This is a genomic window from Affinirhizobium straminoryzae, from assembly GCF_007004135.1.
Classification (GTDB): Bacteria; Pseudomonadota; Alphaproteobacteria; order Rhizobiales; family Rhizobiaceae; genus Neorhizobium; species Neorhizobium straminoryzae.
The window spans coordinates 143,092-168,222 of sequence record NZ_VJMG01000047.1 but is presented as its reverse complement, the minus strand read 5'-3'; the positions used below and the strand labels follow the sequence as shown (position 1 = coordinate 168,222).

Here is a 25,131-nt window from a genome sequence, read left to right as displayed (position 1 = left end):
CGCGGGTCTCTATGCTTTCTCCTCCGTCCATGCCGGAAGCCCGAACAGGGCTTCCGGATTGTCAACCAGGGCAAGGCGGCGCGCTCTCTCGTCCGGCAGCCAGCCCAGGACCGTATCCGTCAATGCCGCGTCGTCAGGATAATCCGCCTGCTCGCGGGCAAGGTTGTGTGGCCAGTTGGTGCCCCAGACGATGCGCTCCGGCGCATGGGCGGCAATCGTCCGGGCAATGGCGGCGACATCCTCGTAATCGGGGCCACCGCTCTTTGAACTTTCATAGACGCCGGCGAACTTGAACCAGCAGTTTCCGCCGTCGATCAGGCGGCGCAGCGCGGCGATCTGCGGGCTGTCCGGCGTGACGCCGCAGAAGAACTTGCCGTGATGATCCAGCACCCAGCGCGATTTCAGCCGGGAGAGCCGCGGCTCGTGTTCCTCGATATGGCTGCCGTCGAACTGGATGGCGAGCATCAGGCCACGCGCCGCGGCAACGGCATCGAGTTGTTCCAGAGCCGAAAGGTTCACGGCACCGCCGGGCAGGTCCATGATCCTGAGGCCGACGACGCCCGCCTCGGTGAGCCAGTCTAATTCGCTATCGGTCACGTCTGGGCCGACGGCGGCTACGCCACGCGCCACGCCGCCCATTTCCCGCAGGCAGGCAACGATGTTGGAATTGTCCCGCTGCTGTGCATTGCCCTGGGTGATGATCACCCGGTCTATGCCGAGCCAGTCCATCAACTGGCGGTACTGGCGCGGGATCGGCAGGTCGCCGGCCGGCAGGCCGGGCCCGCCGGGCAGGGCGGGAAAACCCGGCAGATACATGTGCATCTGCGTGTCCACGCTGCCCTTTGGCAGTGCGATCCTCGGCTTGTCCCCGGAAAGCCGACGCACCAGCATCAGGCGTCTCCCATCCGGAATTCGGCCAGCGCCTCGCGGTTGATCTCGATGCCGAGGCCGGGACCGTTCGGGATCGCCACCACGCCGTTGACGTGCTCGATCGGCGTCTTGACGATCGCCTGCCGGAAGGGATTGTGCGTCCGGTCGAATTCGAGGATCGGCTCGATCGGGTTGACGCGCACCGGGCTCGGAATCATCGCGGCCATGAACTGCAGCGCAGCGGCGATGTGCACCGCCGTGCCCCAGACATGCGGTACGACGCGCACGCCATGCAGGGCGGCAAGATCGGCGACCCGCTTGGCTTCGGTGAAACCGCCGACGCCGGCCAGATCCGGCTGCAGGATATCGACGCAGCGGCTCTCGATCGGCTCGCGCATGCCCCAGCGGGAATGCCAGGTTTCGCCGCCGGCGACCGGGATCGGCTGGCGGGCGCGCACCTCGCGATAGGCAGCAAGCTGTTCCGGTACCACCGGCTCCTCGAACCAGTCGAGATCAAGTTCTGCGGCCGCCTGGCCGAAGCGGACGGCCTCCACCACGTCGTAACCGTGATTGGCATCGACCATGATGCGCATCTCCGGTCCCACCGCCTCGCGGGCAGCGCGCACGACGCGCAGGTCTTCCGCCACACCGAAGCCGATCTTGATCTTGGTGGCGTGGAAACCTTCCTTCCAGTAGCGGGCAACGTCGGTGGCATTGTCTTCCACGCGATCGACGCCGTCGCGCTTGAAGCTGCCGGTGGCATAGGCCTTCACGCTGTCGCGGAAGCGGCCGCCGAGCAGGAGGGAGACGGGCACGCCGAAATGCTTGCCCTTGATGTCCCACAGCGCAATGTCGATGCCCGAAAGCGCCGTCACAGCCAGTCCGCGCTGGCCCTGGTCACGCAGCGCGTTATAGAGCCTGGCCCATATCTTCTCGTTTTCGAGCGGGTTCTCGCCGATCAGCCAGTTGGCATAGGCGGCGACGACGGCGGCATTGGGCCTGGCCGGGCCGAGGCATTCGCCCCAGCCGACCGTGCCATCGTCACACTCGATTTCCACCAGAACATGGGCGCGGCGATCGAAGCGCATGGACGCGCTTTCGAAGGCGACGTCGAGCCGGTGTTCCAGAAGATGGGTGCGGACTGCGGTGATCTTCATCGTCAGCCGTTCCTCAGCCGCGCTTCCAGGGGCCGATGAGGTCGAGCAGCATGCCCTCCTCCTCGCGCGTCAGGTCATCGAGCGGCGGGCGAACCTTGCCGGCATCGAAGCCTTGCAGGCGCACACCCGCCTTGATGGCGGCGACCGCATAACCCTTGCGCCGGTTGCGGATGGCCATGAAGGGATAGAAGAAATCCCGGAGGATCTTCTCGCAATGGGCACGCTCGCCGGCGCGCAGCGCCTTGTAGAATTCCACCGCAAGGCCCGGAACGAAGTTGAACACGGCCGAGGAATAGGTGGTGAAGCCGGCGCCGAGATAGGCTTCGGCAAACAGTTCGGCCGTCGGCATGCCGCCGAGATACATCAGGCGGTCGCCCATGGTGGCGGTGATCTGGCGCACGGTGCCGATGTCGCCGGTGCCGTCCTTGAATCCGATCAGGTTCGGGCACTCGTCACACAGGCGCTTCAGCGTGTCGACCGAGAGAACGGAATTGTCGCGGTTATAGACCATCACGCCGATGCCGACCGACTGGCAGATTTTCTTGACGTGCTGATAGAGGCCTTCCTGCGGTGCATCGATCAGGTAATGCGGCAGAAGCAGGATGCCGTCGGCACCGGCCTTTTCGACCGATTTCGCCAGTTCGACGCCCACATGGCTGCCGAAACCGCAGCCGGACACGATGGCCGTCTTGCCGGCCGCTTCCTTGGCGGCCTTGACGATGCCCGGAATTTCGTCGGGCGACAGCGAGAAGAACTCGCCGGTGCCGCCGGCCGCAAACAGAACGGGCGCTTCGAAACCCGACAGCCATTCGACATGGCGACGATAGCTTTCCGGCTGGAACTGGCCTTCACCATCGAAATGGGTCACGGGAAAGGACAGAAGGCCAGCGCCGAGCGCCGCCTTGATCTCTTCTGGCGTCATAGTCTCACTTCCTTTTCAGAGGCTTCCTCCGTTGCTTGTGGTATATATTCGCCATACAAGTGTCAACAACTTATCTTACAAATTGTCGCTGCTCGCGCAGCAGGGCGCGGTAGCGCGACTGGCTGCCGCGCAGATGCCGGCGCATCGCCTCGCGTGCGGCCTCTTCATTGCCGGCCGAGATCGCCACGATGATGGCGTTGTGCTCTTCCATGATGAGGTTGATGTAGGTTGCCTGGTCCGCCTCGCTGTCCTCGTTGCGCAGGGCGGCGCGGGGAATGACGCTTTTGCCGATCATCGACAGGAAATCGCGGAATCGGGAATTGTTGGTGGCCTCGGCAATGGCGAGATGCAGCGCAAAATCCGCCTCGCTGGTCGGCTGTCCCGCTTCCAGGCAGGCGCGCACCGCATAGTGACAGTCGAAGATCACCTCTTCCTGGGCGGGTGAGCGGCGCACGGCGGCAAGCCCCGCCGCCTCCACCTCGACGGCGGTGCGCAGTTCGAGGAATTCGATCACCGAGGAAACGCGGGCGTGGTCGATATTGTCGACGGAGAAAGGGGCCGGCGCCATCGGGGATGGAGGCTCGAGCACGAAGACGCCGGCGCCCTGGCGTGCCTCCACCAGCCTGTCGGCCCTCAGCGCTGCGATTGCCTCGCGCACCACGGTGCGGCTCACGCCGTGCGTTTCGCCCAGTTGCGCCTCGCTCGGCAGCTTGCTGCCGGGCGGAAACTGTCCGGCGCCGATGGCCTGGCGCAGGGTGTCGCTCAACCGTGCGGCCAGCGTGATCGCGGCACCCCCCGTTCTCTCCTTGGTGGCAATCGCCATGTCTGTCCCCTTCCTGGTCCGGTCCGATGAGGACGGTCTCGTCTCTCTGTCATGCCTAGGTGTACCGTGTTGACGCCCGCCTGCCAACATGTATGATAAATTTACCGTGGCGGGCAGACGAGTCCCGCTTCTCGCCTGCCCGCATGGAGGATCCCTTGAAAAGACTGCTGATTACCGGTGCCGCCGGCGCGCTGGGGCGTGCCATGCGCACGCGCCTTGCGTCGCATGCCGACATTCTTCGCCTCTCCGACATCAGCGACCTCGGCGAGGCGCAGCCCAACGAGGAACTGGTGCGCTGCGATCTCGGCGATGCCGAGGCCGTCCATCGCCTGGTCGAAGGCTGCGATGGCATCGTGCATCTGGGCGGCATCTCGGTCGAGGATAAGTTTTCCAAGATCATGAACGCCAACCTGCTTGGCCTCTACAATCTCTACGAGGCAGCGCGCGCCCATGGCCAGCCGCGCATCGTGTTTGCCAGTTCCAACCACACGGTCGGCTTCTACCGGCAGGACCAGCATATCGACGTGACGGCCCCGATGCGTCCCGACGGGCTCTACGGGGTCTCCAAATGCTTCGGCGAGGCGCTGGCACGCCTGTATTTCGAAAAGTTCGGACAGGAAACGGCGCTGGTGCGCATCGGCAGCTGCATGGAAAAGCCGACCAACCACCGCATGCTGTCCAGCTGGATGTCCTATCGCGATTTCACGCAGTTGATCGCCTGCGTCTTTCGCGCGCCGATGCTGGGCTGCCCGGTGATCTGGGGCATTTCGGACAATGATTCAAAGTGGTGGGACAATTCGCACGCCGCCTATCTCGGCTGGAAGCCGCAGGACAATGCGGAAGGTTTTCGCGCCGAACTCGATGCGAGCCTCGGCAGGCCTGACCCGAAGGCGGCGCTGCACGTCTATCAGGGCGGCAATTTCGTCAACGATCCGATTTTTCCGGAGAGCTGACCCGTCCGTCTTGGAGGGAAGGAGATCGCCTGATCCGTCTCCCCATTATCCATTGACCTCCGGCTTTGCCGGAGGCGTGCCTTCAGGGGGGGCGGTTCAGTCGTCGGAATAACGCTGCTCCTGCCACGGGTCGCCCCGCATATGGTACCCGTTCTTCTCCCAGAAGCCCGGGCGGTCCTGCCGGGTGAATTCGATGCGCGTCAGCCACTTGGCGCTTTTCCAGAAATAGAGATGCGGCACCACCAGACGCATCGGCCCGCCGTGTTCGCGGCTGATCGGCTGGCCTTCCCAGTGGGTGGCAAGGATCGCATCCTCGGCAGCGAAATCGGACAGCAGCAGGTTGGTGGTATAGCCGTCGAAGCTCGTCAGCATCACCGCATCGGCCTCGGCTGTCGGGTGCACGAGATCGAGAAGATCGCGCACCATCACCCCCTGCCAGCCATTGTCGTAGCGCGACCAGGTGGTCACGCAGTGGATATCGGAGATCACCGTCGTCTGCGGCAGGGCGAGAAAACTCTTCCAGTCCAAGGTGATCGCCTGTTCCACCGCGCCGCGGACATCGAGACGCCATTGCATCTCGGAAATCTGCGGCTGCTGGCCGAGATCGAGCACCGGCCAGTTCTTGACCAGGTGCTGCCCTGGCGGCAGGCGATCCGTGTCCGGCCTGCTGATGCGGCCGGTCAGAAACCGCCCCTCGGCTGCCCATTTCCGCTTGGTGGCGGTCAGCTTGCTGTCTTCAGGCTCTGTCGGTGTGTCCGTCATGGAAAACATCCCTTCCGGCGCAGGCCCTCTGGCCAAAGGACGTGCACTGCCGGTCCATTAGGTGTGCGTGTCCTGGCTTTCGTCAAGTGCATGTTTGCGCGGCTTGTAATGGATGTATCTCTCAAAACATAACGCTGGCCATTCCGTTCGAAGTCGATATATTCCAGCCGATACGTCGATTTCCGGGGAGAGCCATGTTCCTTCGTCGCCATTGCCTGATGCTGTTTGCCGCCCTGTCGGCCTCGATCCTGTCCTCCACCCTGGCGCCTGCCCAGGCCAAGGCGGAGGGCAGGATCACCGTTTTTGCCGCCGCCAGCATGAAGACGGCGCTGGATGCCGCCAATGCCGCCTTCACGAAGGAGAAGGGCGTCGAGGTCACGGTCTCCTACGCGGCGAGTTCGGCGCTCGCCAAGCAGATCGAATCCGGCGCGCCGGCCGATCTCTTCATCTCTGCCGATCAGGACTGGATGAACGAGGTGGCCGGCAAGAAGCTGATCAGGCCGGAAACCCGCACCGATTTGCTCGGCAACCGCATCGTGCTGGTCGCCGCCAAGGCTGCCGCGCATCCGGTGGAGATCAAGCCCGGCTTCGATCTCAAGGGTCTGCTGGGCGATGGGCGGCTGGCCATGGGCGCCGTCGAGAGCGTGCCGGCCGGCAAATATGGCAAGGCGGCGCTGCAAAAGCTCGGCGTGTGGGACAGCGTTTCGTCCCGCGTGGCCGGCGCTGAAAACGTGCGCGCGGCGCTTGCCCTCGTTTCGCGCGGTGAGGCGCCCTACGGCATCGTCTATGCCACCGATGCGGCGGCCGAGCCGGGTGTCGCGGTTGTCGGCACCTTTCCGGAAGACACGCATCCGCCGATCATCTATCCGGTGGCGCTCCTCACCGATTCGAAGAATGCCGCGGCGGCCGATTATCTCGCCTTCCTGAAATCGCCGGCTGCGGCGTCCTTTTTCCAGTCGCAAGGCTTTACGGTTCTGAAGTAGGCTGGACGACAGGTGGCGCGGCGTCCGCGCCGCGCCCGTCTGCATGGTGTGTCTCGTGTCGAGTTTCTGGTCCCTGAGTGCGGAGGAATGGACGGCGATTGCGCTTAGCCTGCGGGTGTCGATTGTCGCCACGCTGCTGAGCCTGCCTGTCGGCATCCTCGTCGGCTATCTTCTGGCGCGCGGGCGCTTCTGGGGCAAGTCGCTGCTCAACGGTCTCGTGCACCTGCCGCTGATCCTGCCGCCGGTCGTGACCGGCTATATCCTGCTGATCCTGTTCGGTCGGCGCGGCCCGGTCGGCGCGTTTCTCGATCAGGCGTTCGGTCTTGTTCTCTCCTTCCGCTGGACGGGTGCGGCGCTTGCCGCCGCCGTCATGGGTTTTCCGCTGATGGTGCGCTCGATCCGGCTCTCCATCGAAGCGGTGGATGTGAAACTGGAGGAGGCAGCCGGTACGCTCGGTGCCTCGCCCGTCTTCGTCTTCCTCACCGTCACCCTGCCGCTGATGCTACCGGGCGTGATTGCCGGCCTGATCCTCGCCTTTGCCAAGGCGATGGGTGAGTTTGGCGCGACCATCACCTTCGTCTCCAATATTCCGGGCGAGACGCAGACCCTTTCTGCCGCGATCTACACGTTCACCCAGGTGCCGGGCGGCGATGCGGGCGCTCTGCGGCTGACGCTGATTGCGGTAGCGCTATCCATGACGGCCCTGCTGGCCTCGGAACTGCTCGCCCGTCTGGTGGCGAAAAGGGTCGCGGCATGACGCTTTCGGTTGCCATCCGTCACCGCCAGGGCGAATTTTTGCTTGATGTCTCCTTCGCATCGGAGCGCGGCGTGACGGCGCTGTTCGGCCGTTCCGGATCCGGCAAGACATCGGTGCTGCGCATCGTCGGCGGCCTCGTGCGACCGGACGAGGGGCGTGTCACGCTTGATGGCGACATACTGGTCGATACGCTGCGCGGTCCCGGTCGCCGGATCGATGTTCCCGCCCATCGCCGCCGCTTCGGCTATGTGTTTCAGGAGCCACGGCTTTTTCCGCATCTGACCGTCCGCCAGAACCTGGCCTACGGTCGCTGGTTTTCCGGCCGCGCCACGTCGCGCGCCGACGCTGCCCGGATTGTCGAGATGCTGGGGATCGGCCATCTGCTCGACCGCCGGCCTGCCACGCTGTCGGGCGGGGAAAAGCAGCGCGTGTCGATCGGCCGGGCCCTGCTCTCCAGCCCGCGCATGCTGTTGATGGACGAGCCGCTCTCGGCGCTTGACGAGGCCCGCAAGGCAGAAATCCTGCCCTATCTGGAGCGGCTGCGCGATGAACTGGACCTGCCCATTCTCTATGTCAGCCATGCCGTGGCGGAGGTGGCCCGGCTTGCCGATCGCGTCGTGGTGATGGCCGATGGCAAGGTGGACGGGATCGGCAGCCCGAGCGAGATGCTGGGCGGTCTTGCCGAGGCGAGCGGGCGCGAGGCGGGCAGCGTGCTGACCGGAACCGTCTCCGACCTCGATCGTGACGCCGGCCTTGCGGTGATTTCACTCTCGTCGTCCCGGCTGATGATTCCGCAGGCGGGGCTGGTGGAAGGCCAGAGCGTGCGGCTTCACATTCCGGCGCGCGATGTGCTGGTGGCAACCGTGCGGCCGGAGGGCATCAGCGCGCTGAACATTCTGGAGGGACGGGTGGCGGCGCTCGAGCCGCGCGGCGCCGGCACGGTGGATGTGGCGATCCGTTGCGGCCTCGACATCATCCACGCCCGCATCACGGAATTTTCCATGCACCGGCTGGCGCTTGTTGAGGGCATGCGCGTCCATGCGATCGTCAAGACGGTGGCGCTTGATCGCGGTTGAAAAGGCCTGCCGAGCCCTGTGATCGCGATCGCGGAAATGTGATTTTGCGATATCTCTGGCTGTCCGCCGTGCGGCGATTTTCCATTTGACGTGCGCAGCGAGCGGGTCTACCTCAGGAAGGCGCGACGTTCCGTGCGCACTTTCCCGAAACCGACCCCCGAGGGGATCATGCCATCCAACGACCATAGTCGATTGACCGTGCCGTTTGCGGCCGCCGCGCTGAGCTGATCTTCTCTTCGGCTCCCTCGCGACGGGCCGCAGACGGCCGGTCGTTCGCAGGAGGTGAGCCATGAACGCAACCATCCGCTTTTTTGCCGATCAACTGCGCCGCACCACGGCCCGCAGGGATCCGAACGAAATCTTCGCCGAACGCCTGACCTTCGGCGACCGGCTGGCTGACCGCATTGCTGTGGTCGGTGGCTCCTGGAGCTTCATCATCGGTTTCACCGTCTTCCTGGTCGCCTGGGCGATCCTGAACACGGTGGTGCTGGCCGCCAATGCCTTCGACCCCTTTCCGTTTATCTTCCTGAACCTGATGCTGTCGATGCTGGCTGCCCTGCAGGCTCCGATCATCATGATGAGCCAGAACCGGCAGGCTGCAAAGGATCGGCTGGCAGCACGGCTGGACTATGAAACGAACCTGCGCTCTGAAGCGGAAATTGCCAACCTGCATGCCAAGGTGGATGCACTGACCAGCGACATTGCCATGCTGCTGCGGCTGCAGCTCTCCGGCAGTGACCTGCGCAGCGAAAGCGCCGAAGCGCTCAACTGAGAAGGGACGGGTGCCGGATTATTCCGGCATTTCCGATGGGGCCCGGGCTCCTGCTGCCGGCGTTCTGGGTCGCTGGTCTTCCAGCCAGGCCAGGTCCTCGCCCATCGCCTCCAGGGCCTTCGCCTCCATGGCCCGGAACCGCTGGATGAGTACCTCGCCGAAGGCGGTCAACTGCGCGCCGCCGCCCTGCCTGCCGCCCCGTTGTCGTTCCACTGCCGGTTCATCGAACATGCCGTTCAAGGCGTCCACCAGCAGCCAGGCGCGGCGATAGGACATGTCCATCGCCCGGCCTGCCGCGGAAATGGAGCCGGTGTCGCGGATGTGCTCCAGCAGTTCGATCTTGCCCCGCCCAAGCCTGTCCGCTGGCGGAAAATCCAGTCGCAGAACGAGCCGGATGGCTGGGCGATCGGTGTGCGGCATGATGCGCCCTCCGGGTTGTCTGGTGCTTTTCTGCCCATATCAAGAGCCGCCGGGTGAATCCATCGGAATCCGTCGAAGTATCACGGATGCATTGACAAGCAGGTTCTTACCCAACAAGTTGCCGCCATCCGATTGCCAGCTTCCGGGGGACATCATGTCGAGACGCGTATGGCTTGGACTTTCCCTTTTTCTTGCCGCCCTCACCCCTGCCGAAAGCCTGATGGCCCAGCAGGCGGAACGCCGCATCGAAAAGACCGCGGATGCCGATTATCCCGGCTTCGACCTTCGCACCGTGAAGAATCTGGCTCTCGACCAATGCGAGAAGGCCTGCGTGGAGGACAAGTCCTGCCGCGCCTTCACCTATAACGTGAAGGCGAAGTGGTGTTTCCTGAAATCCGATTATAGCCAGCAGAACAGCTTTGCCGGTGCCGTGGCAGGGCGCATCGTCACGGCCTCCGCCGAGCCGGATCTTGGCGCGCCGCCGCGCCTCTCCTTCCTGTCGGCGCAGGCGAAGAACCAGGCGGATGAACTCTATAACCGGCTCGAAATGCCAGCGGAACTGGCGGGCCAGGGGCTGGAAAGCCTGAAGGCGCTGGCCCAGCTCGATCTCGTCAACGGTGACGTGCCGGGCGCGATTGCGGCGCTGACCGGCGCGCTCTCCATCCAGCCCGAGGATGCGACCCTCTGGATCGAGATGGCCCGCACCGCCGGCACCGTGCGCGACAATGCCGAACTGGCCGGAACGGCGCTGCCCGCCGCCATCAATGCCTATGCCTTTTCCCGCACCGCGCCGGTGCGCGCGGAGGCGCTGGCGCGGCTTGGCGAGGCGTTCGAGGCCCAGGAGAATCACCGCCTTGCCATCGAGGCCCTGAAGGAAAGTCTCGATCTCGTCGCCTCGCGCAGCGTGCAGGCTCGCTACAACGACCTGAAGGAGCGCTGGGGTTTCCGCGTCGTTGATCATTCCGTGGATGCGGATGCGGCAAGCCCGCGCGCCTGCGTGCAGGTGTCCGAACCCCTGCAGAAGTTCGGAACGGATTATGCGAGTTTCGTGACGCTGAACGGCGTGGCGCCGAAGGCGGTCGAGGCGAAGGACCAGCAGATCTGCGTGGAAGGCCTGTTGCACGGACAGCGCTACAAGCTGTCGCTGCGGCGCGGTCTGCCCTCCGCCAATGCCGAAAGCCTGCCGGCGACGGTTGATCTCGACATCTACGTGAAGGACCGCGCCCCCTCTGTGCGGTTTACCGGCGACAGTTTTGTGCTGCCGTCCACCGCGCGGCGCGGCATTCCGCTGGTCTCGGTCAACACCACCAGCGCCATGCTGAAGCTCTACCGGATCGGCGATCGCAACATCGCGCCGCTGCTCGCCAATTCGCAGTTCCTGACCCAGATGAGCGGCTACGGCGCCGATCGTATCCGCGAGGAAAACGGCGAACTCGTCTGGCAGGGCACGATCGACATCGCCCAGGACGTCAACAAGGACGTGGTGACGAGCTTTCCGGTCGACGAGGCCCTGCCGAAGCGCAAGCCGGGCGTCTATGTGCTGACGGCAGCCGCCGGCACCGGCACGGTGGATGAGTGGTCGAACCAGGCGACCCAGTGGTTCGTCGTTTCCGATCTTGGCCTTTCCACCTTTGCCGGTACCGACGGGCTGAATGTCTTTGTCCGGTCTCTGGCGACCGCGGAGCCCGCCGCCGGCGTTCAATTGCAGCTGCTGGCCAAGAACAACGAGGTGCTGGGCACGGCGACGACTGATGCGGACGGCCGCGCCGTCTTCAGCGCCGGCCTGATCCGCGGCACCGCCGCCATGGTGCCGGCCGTGCTGATGGCCTCGCGCGGGGCGGATGATTTCGTCTTCCTCGACATGACCCGGGCGGGCTTCGACCTGTCCGATCGCGGGGTCACGGGTCGCCCGGCTCCCGGCGCGATCGATGTCTATGCCTGGACCGAACGCGGCATCTACCGCCCCGGTGAAACCGTGCATGCGGCGCTCCTGGCGCGCGACACGCAGGCGGCGGCGATCGAAAACCTGCCGCTCACGCTCGTTTTCCTGAGACCTGACGGCGTCGAGGACCGGCGCATGACGGGCAATGGCACGCTCGGCGGCTATGCCGTGGACCTGCCGCTGCTTGCGACATCCATGCGCGGCACCTGGACCCTGCAGGCCTTCACCGACCCCAAGGGCTCGCCGATTGCCGAAAAGCGCTTCCTGGTCGATGACTTCGTGCCGGATCGTGTCGAATTCGACCTGAAGACCGAGGCGCGCGAGATCGTGCTTGGCGAAGAGGTGCCGGTCACCGTCGATGGCCGTTATCTCTATGGTGCGCCGGCGGCCGGCCTTGGCCTGGAAGGCGAGATCGTCCTGAAGCACACCCGGGTGCGGGAGACCTATCCCGGCTATCTGTTCGGTCTGGCGGATGAGGAGGCGACCGAGGCGGAGCGGCTGCCGCTTGATGATCTCTCCTCGCTCGATGAAGCCGGAAAGACAAGCTTCGATGCAGGCCTGACGGAACTGGCCGCGACCACGCAGCTGACGGATGCCGAGATCGTCGTGCGCCTCAAGGAAGGTGGCGGCCGGGCGGTGGAGCGCAAGCTGACTCTGCCGGTGCGCGCCGATGGCGACCGCATCGGCATTAAGCCGGAATTTTCGGGCGACCTCGCCGAAGGGGCCGTCGCCAATTTCAACGTGATTCTGGTGGGGGCGGATGGCGCACGCAAGGCCGCCCGCGACCTTCACTGGTCGCTGGTGCGCATCGAGCGCGATTACCAGTGGTATCGCGAGGGCAGCGCCTGGCGTTACGAGGCGGTCAGCCGCACGCGGCGGGTGGCCGATGGCAAGGTGTCGGTCGAGGCCGCCAATGGCGGTCGCGTCTCGGTGCCGGTCGAGTGGGGACGCTACCGCCTGGAGGTGGAAACGGCGGCGGCCGATGGCCCGGCCAGCAGCGCCGAGTTCGATGCCGGCTGGTTCGTCACCGCAAGCTCCACCGAAACCCCGGATGCGCTGGAGGTCGCGCTGGACCGGCCGAGCTACAAGGTCGGCGAGACGGCGAAGCTGAAGATTTCCTCCCGTTATGCTGGGAAGCTGATGGTGACGAGCGGCGCGGAAAACCTGATATCCGTGCAGAATGTGTCGATCGGCGAGACCGGCGGTGAGGTCGATATCCCCGTGACCGAGGCCTTCGGAGCGGGCGCCTATGTCACGGCAACGCTCTATCGTCCCGGCAATGACCAGGAAAGCCGCATGCCGATGCGGGCGATCGGCATTACCTGGCTGAAGGTCGATCCGCAGACGCGCGATCTGGCTGTGACGCTGTCCGCGCCCGACCAGACCTTGCCGCGCCAGCCGCTCAATGTGTCGGTTGACGTGAAGGGTGCGGGTGTCGGCGAGGAGGCCTATGTCACTGTTGCGGCCGTCGATGTCGGTATTCTCAACCTTACCCGCTACGAGCCGCCGGCACCGGATGACTGGTATTTCGGCCAGCGTCGCCTGGGGCTCGAAATTCGCGACATCTATGGCAGGCTGATCGATGGCTCGCTCGGCGCCACCGGGCGTCTGCGCACTGGCGGCGATGGCGGCAGCATTGCGCTGCAGGCAAGCCCGCCCAAGGAAAAGCTCGTCGCCTTCTTCTCCGGCATCGTCCGGCTCGATACGGACGGAAAGGCGAAGGTTTCCTTCGATATTCCCCAGTTCAACGGCACGGCGCGCGTGATGGCGGTGGCCTGGAGCCGCAGCGGCGTCGGCCATGCCACGCGCGATGTGGTGATCCGCGATCCGGTCGTGCTGACCGCCAGCCTGCCGCGCTTCCTGGCGCCTGGCGATCAGGCACGCCTGCGTCTCGATATCGCCAATACCGATGCGCCCGCTGGCGATTATCAGCTGGCGGTGACGACCAACGGGCTTGTCGAAACCGATACCGCGCGTGCGACCCGCACCGTCCGTCTGGAGGCCGGCGGCAAGCAGACCCTGAACCTGCCCCTGAAGGCGGTGCGGACCGGTGATGCGACGGTGACACTGACGCTTTCCGGCAATGGCGTGTCCCCGATGGAGCAGGTGCTGAACCTGCCGGTGCGGCCGGCCGTGCTGCCGGTCACGCAGCGACGGGTGATCCCGCTGGCGCCGGGCCAGAGCCTGACGGTCGACGGCAATCTGCTGGCGGATTCCGTGCTGTCTGGCGCATCGGTCGCGCTCAGCGTCACCCGGGCGGCGGAGTTCGACGTGCCGGGGCTCCTGATGTCGCTCGACCGCTACCCCTATGGCTGTGCCGAACAGACGACCAGCCGGGCGCTGCCGCTGCTCTATCTCTCCGAGCTGTCCCGCCAGAACGGCCTGGCGGACGATGCCGCGGTAAAGAAGCGGATCGGGGAAGCAATCCGCCGCGTGCTCTCCTACCAGTCCTCCTCGGGCAGTTTCGGCCTGTGGAGCCCCGGCTATGGCGACAAGTGGCTCGATGCCTATGTCACCGATTTCCTGACGCGGGCGCGCGAGCAGGGCTATGACGTGCCGGAACAGGCGCTGGTGCAGGCGCTGAGCAATCTCCAGAATTCGCTGGCCTATGATGTCAACGTCAAGGACCAGGGCAGCGAGATCGCCTATGCGCTCTATGTGCTCGCCCGCAATCGCAAGGCCTCGATCAGCGACCTGCGCTATTATGCCGATACGATGCTGTCGGATTTTCCGACCCCGCTGTCGCGCGCGCATCTCGGGGCGGCTCTTGCTCTTTATGGCGATGCCCAGCGCTCGAAGACCGCCTTCAATGCTGCGCTGCAGATGACGCAGCAATCGGTGGCGAAACCTGTCAGCCTGTCGCGCTCCGATTACGGCTCGCTGCTGCGCGATGGCGCGGCGGTGCTGGCGCTGGCGGCCGAAAGCCGGCCGATGTCGGCCATCGTGCCGCAGCTTTCCGCGCTGGTCGCCGGCCAGTGGCGCGCCAAGGCCTATACCAGCACGCAGGAACAGGCGTGGATGCTGCTCGCCGCCCGCTCCCTGCAGCAGGGTGACGAAGCGCTGAAGGTGGATGTCAACGGTGCGTCTCAGACCGGCCGTTATGCCGAACGCATGGCCGGCGACGATCTGGTCAAGGCGCCGGTAACGCTGACCAATCGTTCGGCCGATCCGGTCTCGGCGGTCGTCACCACGGTTGCCGCGCCCGCCCAGCCCCTGCCGGCCGGCGGCGAGGGTTTTTCCATCGCCCGTGCCTATTACACGATGGAGGGCGAGGAGGTCAGCGTCAGCGATGTGCAGCAGAACCAGCGCTATGTCGTGGTTCTCACCGTCAAGGAGGGCAATGACTGGCCGTCCCGCATCCTGATCCAGGATCTGCTGCCGGCCGGGTTCGAGATCGACAACCCGAACCTCGTCAACAGCGCGGATCTCTCGAATTTCGACTGGCTGGGTGAGGTACAGGCGGCGCATACCGAGTTCCGCAACGATCGTTTCGTCGCGGCCTTCGACCGCAGCGCCGGCGATGATCGGGAAATCGCGCTCGCCTATGTCGTTCGGGCCGTGACCCCCGGTACCTACGATCATCCGGCTGCGACCGTGGAAGACATGTATCGCCCGCAGCTTTCGGCCCGCACCGCGACTGGCCGCATGCAGGTGACGGAGGCGAAGTAAGGCGTGATGCGACGGTGGCGTCTGGCAGCGGCGGGTGCGGCCGGGCTCGTGCTTCTGGCGACGGCCGGCCTTGTTGCGCTCGATGCTGCCGACCGTGCCTTTCCACCGCCGCTTGAGGCCGCCTCCGAGATCTCCCCGGAGGTGTTCGATGCGGAGGGGCGCCTGTTGCGCGCCTTTGCCACTCGCGATGGCCTCTGGCGGCTGAAGACCACGGCCGCCGATGTCGATCCGCAGTTCCTGCGCATGCTGGTCGCCTATGAGGACCGGCGTTTCTATGCGCATGGCGGTGTCGATCCTTACGCCGTCCTGCGCGCCGCTGGCCAATTGCTGACCAGTGGCCGGATCGTCTCGGGCGCCTCCACGCTCTCCATGCAGGTGGCGCGGCTGATCGAACCCCGCGACAGCCGCTCGCTGCTGGCAAAGCTGAAGCAGATGGCGCGCGCGGTGCAGATCGAGCGGCGGCTCGGCAAGGGGGAGATCCTCGATCTCTATCTGACGCTCGCGCCCTATGGAGGTAATCTGGAAGGGGTGAGGGCGGCAAGCCTTGCCTATTTCGGCAAGGAGCCGAAGCGGCTTTCCGTGGCGGAGGCGGCCCTTCTCGTCGCCCTGCCGCAATCGCCGGAGGCGCGCCGGCCGGATCGTTTTCCGGAGGTGGCACGGGCGGCACGCCAGCGGGTGCTGGGGCGCGAGACGGTGGCGACGGCGGTGGGCGAGGGGGAGGCGGAGCGCGCCGCCCTTGCCGGCGTGCCACGCGAGCGGAGACAGTTACCGGCGCTCGCTGCCCATCTGGCAGAAGCGGCCGTCAGGCTGAAACCCGACGAGCGCCGCCATGTCACGACGCTGCTGAAGCCGATCCAGCAGGGACTGGAAGCGGTGGCGGCCGCCGCGGTTTCCGGCCTGCCGCCGAAGACATCGCTTGCCATGGTGATGGCCGATGCGACGACGGGCGCGATCGTGGCCGAGGTCGGCGCCGCCGATTATTTCGATGTCGCCCGCTCCGGCTGGATCGACATGACCCGGGTGCCGCGTTCGCCCGGCTCGACGCTGAAACCCTTCATCTACGGGCTCGCCTTCGAGGACGGACTGGTGGCGCAGGAAACCATTATCGAGGATCGTCCGGCGGATTTTTCCGGCTACCGCCCGCGCAATTTCGACATGCGCTACCAGGGCGATGTCAGCGTGCGCGAGGCCTTGCAGCTGTCGTTGAACGTACCGGCGGTGCGGCTGCTGGAAGGCGTCGGGCCGGCCAAGCTGATGGTGCGCTTCCGCCGGGCCGAGGTGCGGCCGATGCTGCCGGCCGGCGAGGCGCCGGGCCTTGCCATCGGCCTTGGCGGCGTGGGGCTGACGCTGAAGGATCTGGTGCAGCTCTATGCAGGGCTCGCGAACCAGGGGTTTCCGGTTCTGCTCGGCGACGGGATCCGCGACCAGCCGCGGCGGCTGGCGGCCGAACCGCTGCTCGACCCGGTCGCGGTCTGGAACGTGACCGATGTCCTCTCCGACGTACTGCCGCCGCAGGGCGCGCGCAAGCTCGGCCTCGCCTACAAGACCGGCACCAGCTACGGCTACCGCGACGCCTGGTCGGTGGGCTATGACGGGCGCTATGTGCTGGGCGTCTGGGTTGGACGGCCGGACAATGGTGCCGTACCCGGTATCACCGGCTATGGCACGGCGGCCCCGCTGCTGTTCGAGGCCTTTGCCCGGTCGGGTGTGGCGATCAGCCCGCATCCGCCGCCGCCGTCCGGCGCGCAGCGGCTCGCGCTGTCCGATCTGCCGATCGGTCAGCGGCGGTATGCGGTAACGGCAAGCGGCCTCGTCCGCTCCTCCACCCGCGAGGCTGCCCCGCAGATCGTCTATCCGCCGGAAGGTGCGCGCGTCGATCTCGGCGCCCGTGCCGGCCAGGAGATTGCGCCGCTGGTGCTGAAGCTGCAGGGCGGGCGTGCACCGTTCCGCTGGCTCGCCAATGGCAAGCCGCTTTCGGATCTCTCCCGCAAGCGCATTTCGGAATGGCAGCCGGATGGCGCCGGCTATTCGACGCTGACGGTGATCGACGCCGTGGGGCGTGCCGCAACCGTGCGCGTCTTCATCGAATGATCAGCAGGTGACGCGCGCAATGGCGTGGAAGAAGGTGCCTGTCACCCGGCCGCGTCGTCCGCCCGACAGACCGATCGGCGTGCCGGTGCCATCGGCGATCTCGGCAAAGGCCGCGTCGCGGCCGGGATCGGTCACGCGGGCATAATGAAACTCGTGGCCGCGAATAAGCGCGCCCGCATTCCCCAACGGCGCGTCCGCCAGCAGCCGGGCCTGCCGGTAGCCGAGGTTCATCTTGCGTCTGGCAAAGCTCGTGGAATGCGAGAGAAGCCCTGTCATCGCGTGGGAAACGCCGTCTGCATCCTCAAGACCCTCGCCGAGCACCATGTAGCCGCCGCATTCGCCATGCACCGGCCGCGTTTCGGCAAAGCGCTGAAGCCCGGCCTTGAAATTCTGCGCCCCCGCCAGTGTACCGGCATGCAGCTCCGGATAGCCGCCGGGCAGCCAGCAGGCATCGCAGTCCGCCGAGGGCGCTTCGTCGGCAAGCGGCGAGAACGGGACGAGTTCGGCACCGGCAGCCCGCCAGTGGCGGCCGAGATGCGGATAAAGAAAGGTGAAGGCGGCATCGGAGGCGATGGCGATCCGCTGTCCGGGCGGCGGCAGATGGGCGATGGTCGCGCCCGCGGCGGGTGCGATCGGAACCGCGAGCGAGAGGATCGCATCGAGATCAAGCGCCTCTTCCATCACATCCGCCAGCCGGTCGATATGGCTCTGGATGGCCGGGTGCTCGCTTGCCTGCACGAGGCCGAGATGCCGTTCGGGCATCGACAGCGTCTCGTTGCGCATCACCGCGCCGACGACGGAAAGCCCGGCCTGTTCGATCGCCGTTTTCGAGAGGCGGACGTGTCGGTCGCTGCCGGCCCGGTTCAGCACGATCCCGGCGATCCGCACCGCTGCGTCGTAATGCCGGAAGCCGACGGCAACGGCAGCCGCTGTCTGGCTCTGGCCGGACACGTCGAGCACCAGCAGCACCGGAATGTGGAGGAGACGGGCAAGATCGGCGGCCGAACCGGTGCGGCCCTCGCCACCGGCAATGCCGTCGAACAGGCCCATGGCGCTTTCGATCAGCAGCAGGTCGGTGTCCTCGGCCGCTTCCGCCAGGAGGTGCTGCACCAGATCCGGCTCCATCGCCCAGCTGTCGAGGTTGAGGCCCTGCCGGCCGGTGGCGGCCTGGTGGAAGCCGGGATCGATATAGTCCGGCCCGGACTTGATGCCCCGCACACGAAGGCCGCGGCGCGACAGCGCCCGCAACAGACCGATGGTGACGCTGGTCTTGCCGGCGCCGGAACGGGGCGCGCCGATGATGAGGGCCCGCGTCATGACGCTGTCTCCAGGCCATTCAGGCGGGGTCGCATGGTGACGATGTCGCCGATCACGATCAGCGCCGGGGCGGCAAAACCTTGCTGTTCCGCCTCTGCGGCGAGGGTGGCAAGCGTTGCCGTCAGCAGCCGTTCCTCCGATGTCGTCGCGGCCATGATGATGGCCGCCGGCGTGTCGGGCGTTCGCCCGCCCTCGATCAGCAGACGGCTGATGGTAGCGAGGTTCTTCAGCCCCATGTAGACGACGATCGGTTCACCGGTTCGGGCGAGCGCCGTCCAGTCGAGGTCGCCTTCCTCGCCGGCCGCGTGGCCGGTGGCGAGCGTGATGGCCCGGCTGATGCCGCGCATGGTGGCGGGAATGCGCACCGATGCGAGCGCCGCCAGCGAGGCCGTCATGCCCGGCAGGATCCGAAACGGAATCTTAGCCGATGCCAGCGCCTCGGCCTCTTCGCCACCGCGGCCGAAGATGAAGGGATCGCCGCCCTTCAGCCGCAGCACGCGCCGGCCTGCGCGCGCCAGCCGGATCAGCGACAGGGTGATGTCCTCCTGCGCCGTGGAGGGCTTGCCGCCGCGCTTGCCGGCATAGAGAACCTCCGCCTGCGGTGCGAAGCCAAGCACCTCCTCGGAAACCAGCGCATCATGCACGACGACATCGGCCTTGCCGAGCGCATCCAGCACATCGAGCGTGAGATAGCGGGCATCGCCGGGACCGGCGCCCGCAAGCCACACATGGCCCGGCTCGAAGGCGGGCAGGCGGGCGGCAAGACGCTGAAGGGCGGGGTTCGTCATACGAAAACCTTTTGTCGGTGACGTGCGACCACGCCACCGCTATAGAAACGCTCATGGATGCGGAACGCAAAGACGAGACCGGCAAGACCCTGCGGCGCGGCTGGACCACGGGCACCTGTGCCGCGGCCGCCGCCAAGGCTGCCTGTCTGGCGCTGACGGGTCATGGCTTTCCGGATCTGGTGGAGGTGACGCTGCCCGGCGGCCAGCGCCCCGGCTTTTCGCTCGCGCTGGAAGAGCGCGGCGAGGGCTTTGCCCGCGCCGGTATCATCAAGGATGCGGGCGACGACCCGGATGTCACGCATGGCGCGCTGGTCGTCAGCACCCTGAGGGCCGGTCCGGCCGGCGCCGGCATCCGCTTCTTTGCCGGCAAGGGCGTCGGCATGGTCACGCGTCCGGGTCTCCCCATTCCGCCCGGTGAGCCGGCCATCAACCCGGTGCCGCGCCAGATGATCGCCGCTGCGATCCGCGAGGTGGCCGGCGAGGCCGCCGATATCGACGTCGAAATTTCCATTCCGGGCGGCGCGGCGCTTGCCGAAAAGACCCTCAATCCGCGCCTTGGCATTGTCGGCGGCCTGTCGGTGCTCGGCACCACCGGCATCGTCATTCCGTTTTCCTGCTCGGCCTGGATCCATTCCATCTGGCGCGGCATCGATGTGGCGCGGGCAGAGGGACTGACGCATGTGGCCGGTTCCACCGGCATGACCACGGAAAAGGCCGTTCAGGCGCATCACGCTCTGCCGGAGACGGCGCTGCTCGACATGGGCGATTTCGTCGGCGGCATGCTGAAATATCTGCGCAAGCATCCGGTGGCGAAGGTCACGGTCGCCGGTGGCGTTGCCAAGATGACCAAGCTCGCCCAGGGCATGCTCGACGTGCATTCCAAGCGCGGGCTTGCCGATCTCGACGCGCTGGCGGCCGTTGCGGAGGAGGCGGGTGCCAGTGCTCCACTTACATCCGCCATCCGCACCGCCAACACGGTGGCTCAGGCCTTCGCGCTTGCCGAAAGCGAGGGGCTTGATCTCGGCAACCGCATGGCTGCGCGCGCCTGGCAGACGGCGGCCGCCGCCCTTGGCAGCGAGGCGATCGCGCTCGAGATCCTGATCTTCGACCGGGCCGGAAAGCTCGTCGGCGAAGCGCCCTTCACCCCCTCCGATCATGCCTCGTCCTTGCCCCTGGGCGAGCGGAAGCGGCGCACGTAATCGGCGCTGTAGAGCGCGCTTTCGCGAAAATCCTCCGCCTTGAGGCCGGGGCCGACGAAGATCAGCGCCGTGCGTTCGATCGGCTGGGCCGCAACCTGTGCGACTATGTCGGTGAGCGTGCCGCGCAGGATCGTCTCGTCCGGCCAGCTGGCCTTCACGACGATGGCGACCGGGCAATCGGCGCCGTAATGCGGGGTCAGTTCCGCAACGATCGTCTCCAGCGCGTGGATGGCGAGGTGGATGGCCAGCGTCGCGCCGGTCGCCGCGAAATTGGCGAGCGTTTCCCGCTCCGGCATTTTCGAGGCGCGGCCGGAGACGCGGGTAAGGATCAGGCTTTGCGCGACTTCGGGAATGGTGAGTTCGCGCTTCAGGGCCGCTGCCGCCGCAGCAAAGGAGGGAACGCCGGGCGTCAATGTGTAGTCGATGCCCAGCCGGTCGAGCCGGCGCATCTGCTCGGCCACCGCGCTCCACACCGAGAGATCGCCGGAATGCAGGCGGGCAATGTCCTCGCCCGCCGTGTGGGCACGCAGATATTCCGCTTCGATCTCGTCCAGCGACAGCGATGCCGTATCGACGATCCGGGCGCCGGGCGGGCAGTAATCCAGCAGTTCGCGCGGCACGATGGAACCGGCATAGAGGCAGACCGGCGAGCGGGCGATGAGATCGCGGCCGCGCACGGTGATGAGATCGGCCGCGCCCGGGCCGGCGCCGATGAAATGAACCGTCATGCGGCGTCCTCGATGGTTTCCCCGACAATGGCGATGGCGCAGGTGACACCCTGCGACACATGGCGCGGCCCGACGAGGCGCGCGGATGGGCCGCCGGCGGCCAGCGCTGCCGCCTCGCAGAAGCTGGAAATCCCGGCATGGCCGACGCTGTGCGGCGAGATCGTCAGCGTGCGGTCAGACACCGCGTCCATCTCCGCCTCGGAGAGCACGGAAAGCTGCACGCCCAGCCGTTCGGCAGCTTCCAGCAGGCCCGCCTCGTTGGCCTTCAGCGTTCCGGTGGCAAGGCGCGCGGGGCGTTCGCCTGCGCGGCCGAAGGCTGCAAGTGCCTCGTCCAGCACGGCCATCACCGTCTCTGCACTGGTGCCGCGGCGGCATCCGATTCCGGCAATCATCATGGTCTGCTTCCTATTGATGTCGATAGATCCACTGGGTCACCGGCATGGCCGGCCGCCAGCCCGTCATGCGGCCGACCGGTTCGGCCCGATCGACCGAGAGGCGTGTCAGGCTGCCGCCGAGCCTTGCGTGACGGGCAAGAAGAACCTGCTCCATCTCCAGCGTCACCGCATTGGCGACCAGCCTGCCGCCGGGGCGAAGCGCCGAAAGGGCCGCTTCCATCACGCCCGTGCCGCTGCCGCCGCCGCCGATGAAGATGGCGTCCGGGCGCGGCAGATCTTTGAGCGCCTCCGGTGCCTTCCCTTCCACCAGCGTGAGGCCCGGCACGCCGCAGCGAGCTGCGTTGCGGCGGATGCGGGCGGCGCGTTCTGCATGATGCTCGACGGCAATCGCCTGTAGGGAGGGATGCGCCAGCATCCATTCGATGCCGATCGAGCCAGAGCCGGCGCCGATGTCCCACAACAGTTCGCCGCGACGGGGCGAGAGGGCCGAGAGCGTTGCGGCGCGGATCTCGCGCTTGGTGATCTGCCCGTCATGGTCGAAAAGTTCGTCCGGCAGCCCGAAGCCGAGCGGCAGTACGCGCGCCGCGGGCTCGGCGGTGATCTCGAGCGCGACGAGGTTGAGCGGATCTATCCCGGTCAGCGCAAAGTCGCGGGCCAGCGTGCCGCTCAGGCGCTCCCGGTCGCCGCCGAGCGCTTCCAGCACCGTCAACCGGCTTGCGCCGAACCCTTCGTCGCAAAGCAGGCGGGCAAGTGCGCCGGGACCTGCCGCATCGGAGGTGAGGGCCAGTACCTTTCGTCCGGGATGCAGCAGCGGCCGGACCAGATCGAGCGGCCGGCCATGCAGCGACATGGTCTCGATGTCCTGCAGCGCCCAGCCCAGCCGCGCGGCGGCAAGCGAGAAGGCAGAGGGTGACGGATAGGCGTAAAACTCCGCGGCCGGCACATGCCGCGCCAGTGTGACGCCGACGCCGAAGAAAAACGGATCACCGGATGCCAGCACGCAGACCTTCTGGCCCCGGAGCGCAAGCACTGCCTGCATCGCCGTGTCGAAGGGCTGCGGCCAGGCGCGTGCCTCGCCGGTGATTGCCGCGGCCGCAAGCTCCAGATGTCGCCGGCCGCCAAACACCACGGCAGCCCCGGCAATCGCGGCGCGGGCCCTCTCTCCGAGGCCTTCCAGTCCATCCTCGCCGATGCCGACGATGGACAACCAGGGGCGAGCCGCTAGAAGGGAGGAAGAGGATTCAGGAGCCAAGATGGTGCACCCCCTTCTCATTCTGGGCGGAACGACGGAAGCGCGGCAGATCGCCGAGGCTTTGAAGGGTCTCGGCCGTTTCCGGCTGGAGCTGTCGCTGGCGGGCCGCACCCGCACACCGGTCACGCAGCCCGTGCCGGTTCGCCAGGGCGGCTTCGGCGGCGCCGAGGGGCTGGCGGCCTATCTGCGGGAGCGGGGCATCGACCTGCTGATCGACGCGACGCATCCCTACGCGGCACGCATCTCCGCCAATGCTGCCCGCGCGGCCGATCTCGCCGGTGTGCCGCTGCTGGCGCTGAGGCGTCCGGGCTGGGCGCACGTCGCCGGTGACCGGTGGATTGAGGTCGACGACGTTCCGGCGGCCGTCGAGGCACTGGGAATGGCGCCACGCCGCGCCTTTCTGGCGCTCGGGCGTCAGGAGCTTCTGCCGTTCGAGGCTGCCCCCCGGCATGTCTATCTCGTGCGCAGCGTCGATCCGGTCGATCCGCCGCTTGCCCTGCCGCAGGTGACCTATCTGACCGCCCGAGGCCCCTTTGCGGAGGAGGACGAGCGGACGCTTCTCTCGGAAAACCGCATCGAGGTGATTGTCTCCAAGAATTCCGGCGGCACGGCCAGTTACGGCAAGATCGCAACCGCCCGCGCGCTCGGCATTCCGGTGGTCATGATCCGCCGTCCGGTGCTGCCGGCGGTCCGATCCTTTGAAACGGTCGAGGCGCTCGTTACTCATGTGTGTCAGCGCTTTCCCGCAGAGGCCGCGTCCCAGGAGCGGGGCGAATAGACGAGCGGGCGGTTGCCGTCGCGCGCAATCAGCCGCGTTTCCGCCGAGCCGACGATGATGCAGGTCGCCATGTCGGCCATGTCGGCGCGCGCCTCCGACAACGGCACGACCCGGATCGCCTCGTCGGGACGGCCGGCAGCGCGGCCGAAGATCACCGGAACCGTACCCGGCAGATGGGCGCGCAGGATTTCGAAGGCCTTGGGCAACTGGTGCGGGCGGGCCTTGCTGACCGGATTGTAGAAGGCCATCACGAAGCCGGCCCCGGCCGCCGCGATCAGCCGCGTTTCGATCACCGACCAGGGCTTCAGATTGTCGGACAGCGAGATGGCGCAGAAGTCGTGCCCCAGCGGCGCGCCGGCCTTTGCCGCAACGGCCAGCATGGCGGTGACGCCCGGAACCACGGCAAACTCAATGCCGCGCCAGGCATCCGGCCCCTGTTCGATGGCCTCGCAGACGGCGGCCGCCATGGCAAACACGCCGGGATCTCCGCCCGAGACGACGCAGACCGAACCACCCGCGGCAGCCAGGGTGAGCGCAGCGGCAGCGCGGGACATTTCCTCGCGATTGTCCGAGGCGTGGCGGCGCTGGTCGGGGCGCAGGTCAAGCCGGTCCACATAGGGGCCGTAGCCGAAGAAATCCGTCGCCTCCGCCACGGCCGCCAGCGCTTCCGGCGTCACCTGCTGCGGGCTTCCGGGGCCAAGGCCGACGACTGTGAGTTTGCCCGTCATGCGAGGCTTCCCTGTGGTCGCCCCTTCCAGCCGGGGACCAGCACCAGCGAGAAATAGGGGGCGGGCGAGCCGTCATGATCGCCAAGCGGCATGACCGCGCCGGTCGGCATGGTGCCCCGTTCCACATAGATCGCGCCGTCCAGCTTGCCGACGGCTTCCAGCGCCCTGCGGATCTTGGGCAGGTTGCGGCCGACCTTCATGATGACCGCGCCGTCGGTGCCGGCCAGCCGCGTGACCAGCACCTCTTCGGCCAGCGTGCCGGGAAGGACGCTCAGTATGTCGTCGCCCTGCACCAGAGGCAGGCCGGCCAGAGACCAGCAGCCCGACATGGCGGTGACGCCGGGGATGACTTCTGCCGGAAAATGCGGCGCAAGCCGCAGATGCAGGTGCATGTAGGAGCCGTAGAACAGCGGGTCGCCTTCGCTCAGTACCGCGACATTGCGTCCGGCCTGAAGATGCAGCGCGATCCGCGCGGCCGATTCGTCGAAGAAGCCATCGATGGCGCGTTTGTAGCTGTCGCTCTCCTTGTCCTCCTCCACCGTGACGGGATAGACGAGCGGCAGTTCGAGGATATCGGCCCGAACATGGGCCTCCACGATGGTGCGGCCGTTGCCACGCGCGCCGCGCTTGGCAAAGAAGGCCAGCACATCGGCGCCATTCAGCGCCTTGACGGCCTTCAGTGTCAGAAGATCGGGATCGCCGGGGCCGGTGCCGACGCCAAACACCTTGCCGGGGGGCTTGCCTGCCAT

At 66.6% G+C, this 25,131-nt stretch carries 22 protein-coding genes; 9 read left to right on the top strand and 13 right to left on the bottom strand.

From position 1 onward, the window contains the following. Positions 1-9: 9 nt before the first annotated feature. The 4 genes from FNA46_RS16700 to FNA46_RS16685 form a co-directional block, all read right to left on the bottom strand. A complete protein-coding gene (locus FNA46_RS16700; RefSeq protein WP_143126335.1) occupies positions 10-891 on the bottom strand; it encodes an amidohydrolase family protein in 882 nt (293 codons plus the stop codon). Beyond that, positions 891-2,027, bottom strand: coding sequence for a mandelate racemase/muconate lactonizing enzyme family protein (locus FNA46_RS16695; RefSeq protein WP_143126334.1), 1,137 nt, complete (start codon positions 2,025-2,027; stop codon positions 891-893). The genes FNA46_RS16700 and FNA46_RS16695 overlap by 1 nt, the downstream gene beginning before the upstream one ends. Before the next feature lie 13 nt (positions 2,028-2,040). Further along, positions 2,041-2,949 carry a 5-dehydro-4-deoxyglucarate dehydratase gene (gene kdgD, locus FNA46_RS16690; protein WP_143126333.1) on the bottom strand — a complete coding sequence of 303 codons (909 nt, stop codon included), beginning with the start codon at positions 2,947-2,949 and terminating at the stop codon, positions 2,041-2,043. A 70-nt stretch (positions 2,950-3,019) separates the two neighbouring features. Further along, complete coding sequence (locus tag FNA46_RS16685) at positions 3,020-3,772, bottom strand: FadR/GntR family transcriptional regulator (RefSeq protein WP_143126332.1); 753 nt, start codon at positions 3,770-3,772, stop codon at positions 3,020-3,022. Positions 3,773-3,927: 155 nt separating this feature from the next. Between FNA46_RS16685 and FNA46_RS16680 the strand changes: the two genes are divergently transcribed. Further along, complete coding sequence (locus FNA46_RS16680; protein ID WP_143126331.1) at positions 3,928-4,725, top strand: NAD-dependent epimerase/dehydratase family protein; 798 nt, start codon at positions 3,928-3,930, stop codon at positions 4,723-4,725. A 96-nt stretch (positions 4,726-4,821) separates the two neighbouring features. On the opposite strand, the gene FNA46_RS16675 is transcribed toward FNA46_RS16680, so the two are convergent. Further along, on the bottom strand, positions 4,822-5,487 hold the full coding sequence (locus FNA46_RS16675; RefSeq protein ID WP_143126330.1) for a sulfite oxidase-like oxidoreductase: 666 nt from the start codon (positions 5,485-5,487) through the stop codon (positions 4,822-4,824). Between the two features lie 194 nt (positions 5,488-5,681). Here FNA46_RS16675 and modA point away from each other — a divergent pair, with 194 nt between their 5' ends. The 4 genes from modA to FNA46_RS16655 all read left to right on the top strand — a co-directional run bounded on the left by modA (position 5,682) and on the right by FNA46_RS16655 (position 9,075). Continuing rightward, complete coding sequence (modA, locus tag FNA46_RS16670; RefSeq protein ID WP_143126329.1) at positions 5,682-6,470, top strand: molybdate ABC transporter substrate-binding protein; 789 nt, start codon at positions 5,682-5,684, stop codon at positions 6,468-6,470. 55 nt (positions 6,471-6,525) lie between these two features. After that, a complete protein-coding gene (gene modB, locus FNA46_RS16665; RefSeq protein WP_246103138.1) occupies positions 6,526-7,227 on the top strand; it encodes a molybdate ABC transporter permease subunit in 702 nt (233 codons plus the stop codon). After that, the gene (gene modC / locus FNA46_RS16660) at positions 7,224-8,303 is read left to right on the top strand and encodes a molybdenum ABC transporter ATP-binding protein (RefSeq protein WP_143126327.1); all 1,080 of its coding nucleotides are present in this window, start codon (positions 7,224-7,226) and stop codon (positions 8,301-8,303) included. The genes modB and modC overlap by 4 nt, the downstream gene beginning before the upstream one ends. Positions 8,304-8,592: 289 nt before the next feature. Beyond that, positions 8,593-9,075 (top strand): DUF1003 domain-containing protein, encoded by a 483-nt coding sequence (locus FNA46_RS16655; RefSeq protein WP_143126326.1) that lies wholly within the window; start codon positions 8,593-8,595, stop codon positions 9,073-9,075. Between the two features lie 18 nt (positions 9,076-9,093). On the opposite strand, the gene FNA46_RS16650 is transcribed toward FNA46_RS16655, so the two are convergent. Next, positions 9,094-9,495 carry a winged helix-turn-helix domain-containing protein gene (locus FNA46_RS16650; protein WP_143126325.1) on the bottom strand — a complete coding sequence of 134 codons (402 nt, stop codon included), beginning with the start codon at positions 9,493-9,495 and terminating at the stop codon, positions 9,094-9,096. A gap of 154 nt (positions 9,496-9,649) precedes the next feature. Between FNA46_RS16650 and FNA46_RS16645 the strand changes: the two genes are divergently transcribed. Further along, positions 9,650-15,106, top strand: a complete 5,457-nt coding sequence (locus FNA46_RS16645; RefSeq protein ID WP_143126324.1) for an alpha-2-macroglobulin family protein — start codon at positions 9,650-9,652, stop codon at positions 15,104-15,106. Positions 15,107-15,112: 6 nt separating this feature from the next. Then, positions 15,113-17,197, top strand: coding sequence for a penicillin-binding protein 1C (gene pbpC / locus FNA46_RS16640; protein WP_143126323.1), 2,085 nt, complete (start codon positions 15,113-15,115; stop codon positions 17,195-17,197). Here pbpC and FNA46_RS16635 read toward each other — a convergent pair whose 3' ends face one another. Both FNA46_RS16635 and cobA read right to left on the bottom strand, forming a co-directional pair. After that, a complete protein-coding gene (locus tag FNA46_RS16635; protein ID WP_143126322.1) occupies positions 17,198-18,514 on the bottom strand; it encodes a cobyrinic acid a,c-diamide synthase CobB in 1,317 nt (438 codons plus the stop codon). Further along, complete coding sequence (cobA, locus tag FNA46_RS16630) at positions 18,511-19,302, bottom strand: uroporphyrinogen-III C-methyltransferase (protein WP_143126321.1); 792 nt, start codon at positions 19,300-19,302, stop codon at positions 18,511-18,513. The genes FNA46_RS16635 and cobA overlap by 4 nt, the downstream gene beginning before the upstream one ends. A 53-nt stretch (positions 19,303-19,355) precedes the next feature. On the opposite strand from cobA, the gene FNA46_RS16625 reads away from it, so the two are divergent. Next, the gene (locus FNA46_RS16625; protein ID WP_143126320.1) at positions 19,356-20,501 is read left to right on the top strand and encodes a cobalt-precorrin-5B (C(1))-methyltransferase; all 1,146 of its coding nucleotides are present in this window, start codon (positions 19,356-19,358) and stop codon (positions 20,499-20,501) included. Here the strand turns inward: FNA46_RS16625 and cobM are convergent. The 3 genes from cobM to cbiE are packed head-to-tail and all read right to left on the bottom strand — an operon-like array spanning position 20,456 to position 22,897. Beyond that, on the bottom strand, positions 20,456-21,229 hold the full coding sequence (gene cobM, locus FNA46_RS16620) for a precorrin-4 C(11)-methyltransferase (RefSeq protein WP_143126319.1): 774 nt from the start codon (positions 21,227-21,229) through the stop codon (positions 20,456-20,458). The genes FNA46_RS16625 and cobM overlap by 46 nt on opposite strands. After that, a complete protein-coding gene (locus tag FNA46_RS16615; protein WP_143126318.1) occupies positions 21,226-21,624 on the bottom strand; it encodes a cobalamin biosynthesis protein in 399 nt (132 codons plus the stop codon). Before FNA46_RS16615 ends, cobM begins: the two co-directional genes overlap by 4 nt. Positions 21,625-21,634: 10 nt before the next feature. Further along, a complete protein-coding gene (gene cbiE / locus FNA46_RS16610) occupies positions 21,635-22,897 on the bottom strand; it encodes a precorrin-6y C5,15-methyltransferase (decarboxylating) subunit CbiE (RefSeq protein ID WP_143126317.1) in 1,263 nt (420 codons plus the stop codon). Here cbiE and FNA46_RS16605 point away from each other — a divergent pair. After that, a complete protein-coding gene (locus tag FNA46_RS16605; RefSeq protein ID WP_143126316.1) occupies positions 22,878-23,654 on the top strand; it encodes a cobalt-precorrin-6A reductase in 777 nt (258 codons plus the stop codon). The two genes, cbiE and FNA46_RS16605, sit on opposite strands and share 20 nt — an antisense overlap. On the opposite strand, the gene FNA46_RS16600 is transcribed toward FNA46_RS16605, so the two are convergent. After that, positions 23,609-24,382 carry a precorrin-3B C(17)-methyltransferase gene (locus FNA46_RS16600; RefSeq protein ID WP_143126315.1) on the bottom strand — a complete coding sequence of 258 codons (774 nt, stop codon included), beginning with the start codon at positions 24,380-24,382 and terminating at the stop codon, positions 23,609-23,611. The genes FNA46_RS16605 and FNA46_RS16600 overlap by 46 nt on opposite strands. Next, positions 24,379-25,131, bottom strand: a complete 753-nt coding sequence (locus tag FNA46_RS16595; protein ID WP_143126314.1) for a precorrin-2 C(20)-methyltransferase — start codon at positions 25,129-25,131, stop codon at positions 24,379-24,381. The genes FNA46_RS16600 and FNA46_RS16595 overlap by 4 nt, the downstream gene beginning before the upstream one ends.

What these genes read in the sequence shown, in the direction of transcription:
- FNA46_RS16615 (WP_143126318.1), bottom strand. Translation starts at nt 21,624, where the DNA reads ATGATGATTGCCGGAATCGGATGCCGCCGCGGCACCAGTGCAGAGACG.
- FNA46_RS16675 (WP_143126330.1), bottom strand. Translation starts at nt 5,487, where the DNA reads ATGACGGACACACCGACAGAGCCTGAAGACAGCAAGCTGACCGCCACC.
- FNA46_RS16685 (WP_143126332.1), bottom strand. Translation starts at nt 3,772, where the DNA reads ATGGCGATTGCCACCAAGGAGAGAACGGGGGGTGCCGCGATCACGCTG.
- FNA46_RS16600 (WP_143126315.1), bottom strand. Translation starts at nt 24,382, where the DNA reads ATGACGGGCAAACTCACAGTCGTCGGCCTTGGCCCCGGAAGCCCGCAG.
- cobM (WP_143126319.1), bottom strand. Translation starts at nt 21,229, where the DNA reads ATGACGGTTCATTTCATCGGCGCCGGCCCGGGCGCGGCCGATCTCATC.
- cbiE (WP_143126317.1), bottom strand. Translation starts at nt 22,897, where the DNA reads ATGAGAAGGGGGTGCACCATCTTGGCTCCTGAATCCTCTTCCTCCCTT.
- FNA46_RS16605 (WP_143126316.1), top strand. Translation starts at nt 22,878, where the DNA reads ATGGTGCACCCCCTTCTCATTCTGGGCGGAACGACGGAAGCGCGGCAG.
- cobA (WP_143126321.1), bottom strand. Translation starts at nt 19,302, where the DNA reads ATGACGAACCCCGCCCTTCAGCGTCTTGCCGCCCGCCTGCCCGCCTTC.
- FNA46_RS16655 (WP_143126326.1), top strand. Translation starts at nt 8,593, where the DNA reads ATGAACGCAACCATCCGCTTTTTTGCCGATCAACTGCGCCGCACCACG.
- FNA46_RS16635 (WP_143126322.1), bottom strand. Translation starts at nt 18,514, where the DNA reads ATGACGCGGGCCCTCATCATCGGCGCGCCCCGTTCCGGCGCCGGCAAG.
- FNA46_RS16595 (WP_143126314.1), bottom strand. Translation starts at nt 25,131, where the DNA reads ATGGCAGGCAAGCCCCCCGGCAAGGTGTTTGGCGTCGGCACCGGCCCC.
- FNA46_RS16695 (WP_143126334.1), bottom strand. Translation starts at nt 2,027, where the DNA reads ATGAAGATCACCGCAGTCCGCACCCATCTTCTGGAACACCGGCTCGAC.
- modA (WP_143126329.1), top strand. Translation starts at nt 5,682, where the DNA reads ATGTTCCTTCGTCGCCATTGCCTGATGCTGTTTGCCGCCCTGTCGGCC.
- kdgD (WP_143126333.1), bottom strand. Translation starts at nt 2,949, where the DNA reads ATGACGCCAGAAGAGATCAAGGCGGCGCTCGGCGCTGGCCTTCTGTCC.
- pbpC (WP_143126323.1), top strand. Translation starts at nt 15,113, where the DNA reads ATGCGACGGTGGCGTCTGGCAGCGGCGGGTGCGGCCGGGCTCGTGCTT.
- FNA46_RS16625 (WP_143126320.1), top strand. Translation starts at nt 19,356, where the DNA reads ATGGATGCGGAACGCAAAGACGAGACCGGCAAGACCCTGCGGCGCGGC.
- FNA46_RS16650 (WP_143126325.1), bottom strand. Translation starts at nt 9,495, where the DNA reads ATGCCGCACACCGATCGCCCAGCCATCCGGCTCGTTCTGCGACTGGAT.
- modC (WP_143126327.1), top strand. Translation starts at nt 7,224, where the DNA reads ATGACGCTTTCGGTTGCCATCCGTCACCGCCAGGGCGAATTTTTGCTT.
- FNA46_RS16645 (WP_143126324.1), top strand. Translation starts at nt 9,650, where the DNA reads ATGTCGAGACGCGTATGGCTTGGACTTTCCCTTTTTCTTGCCGCCCTC.
- FNA46_RS16700 (WP_143126335.1), bottom strand. Translation starts at nt 891, where the DNA reads ATGCTGGTGCGTCGGCTTTCCGGGGACAAGCCGAGGATCGCACTGCCA.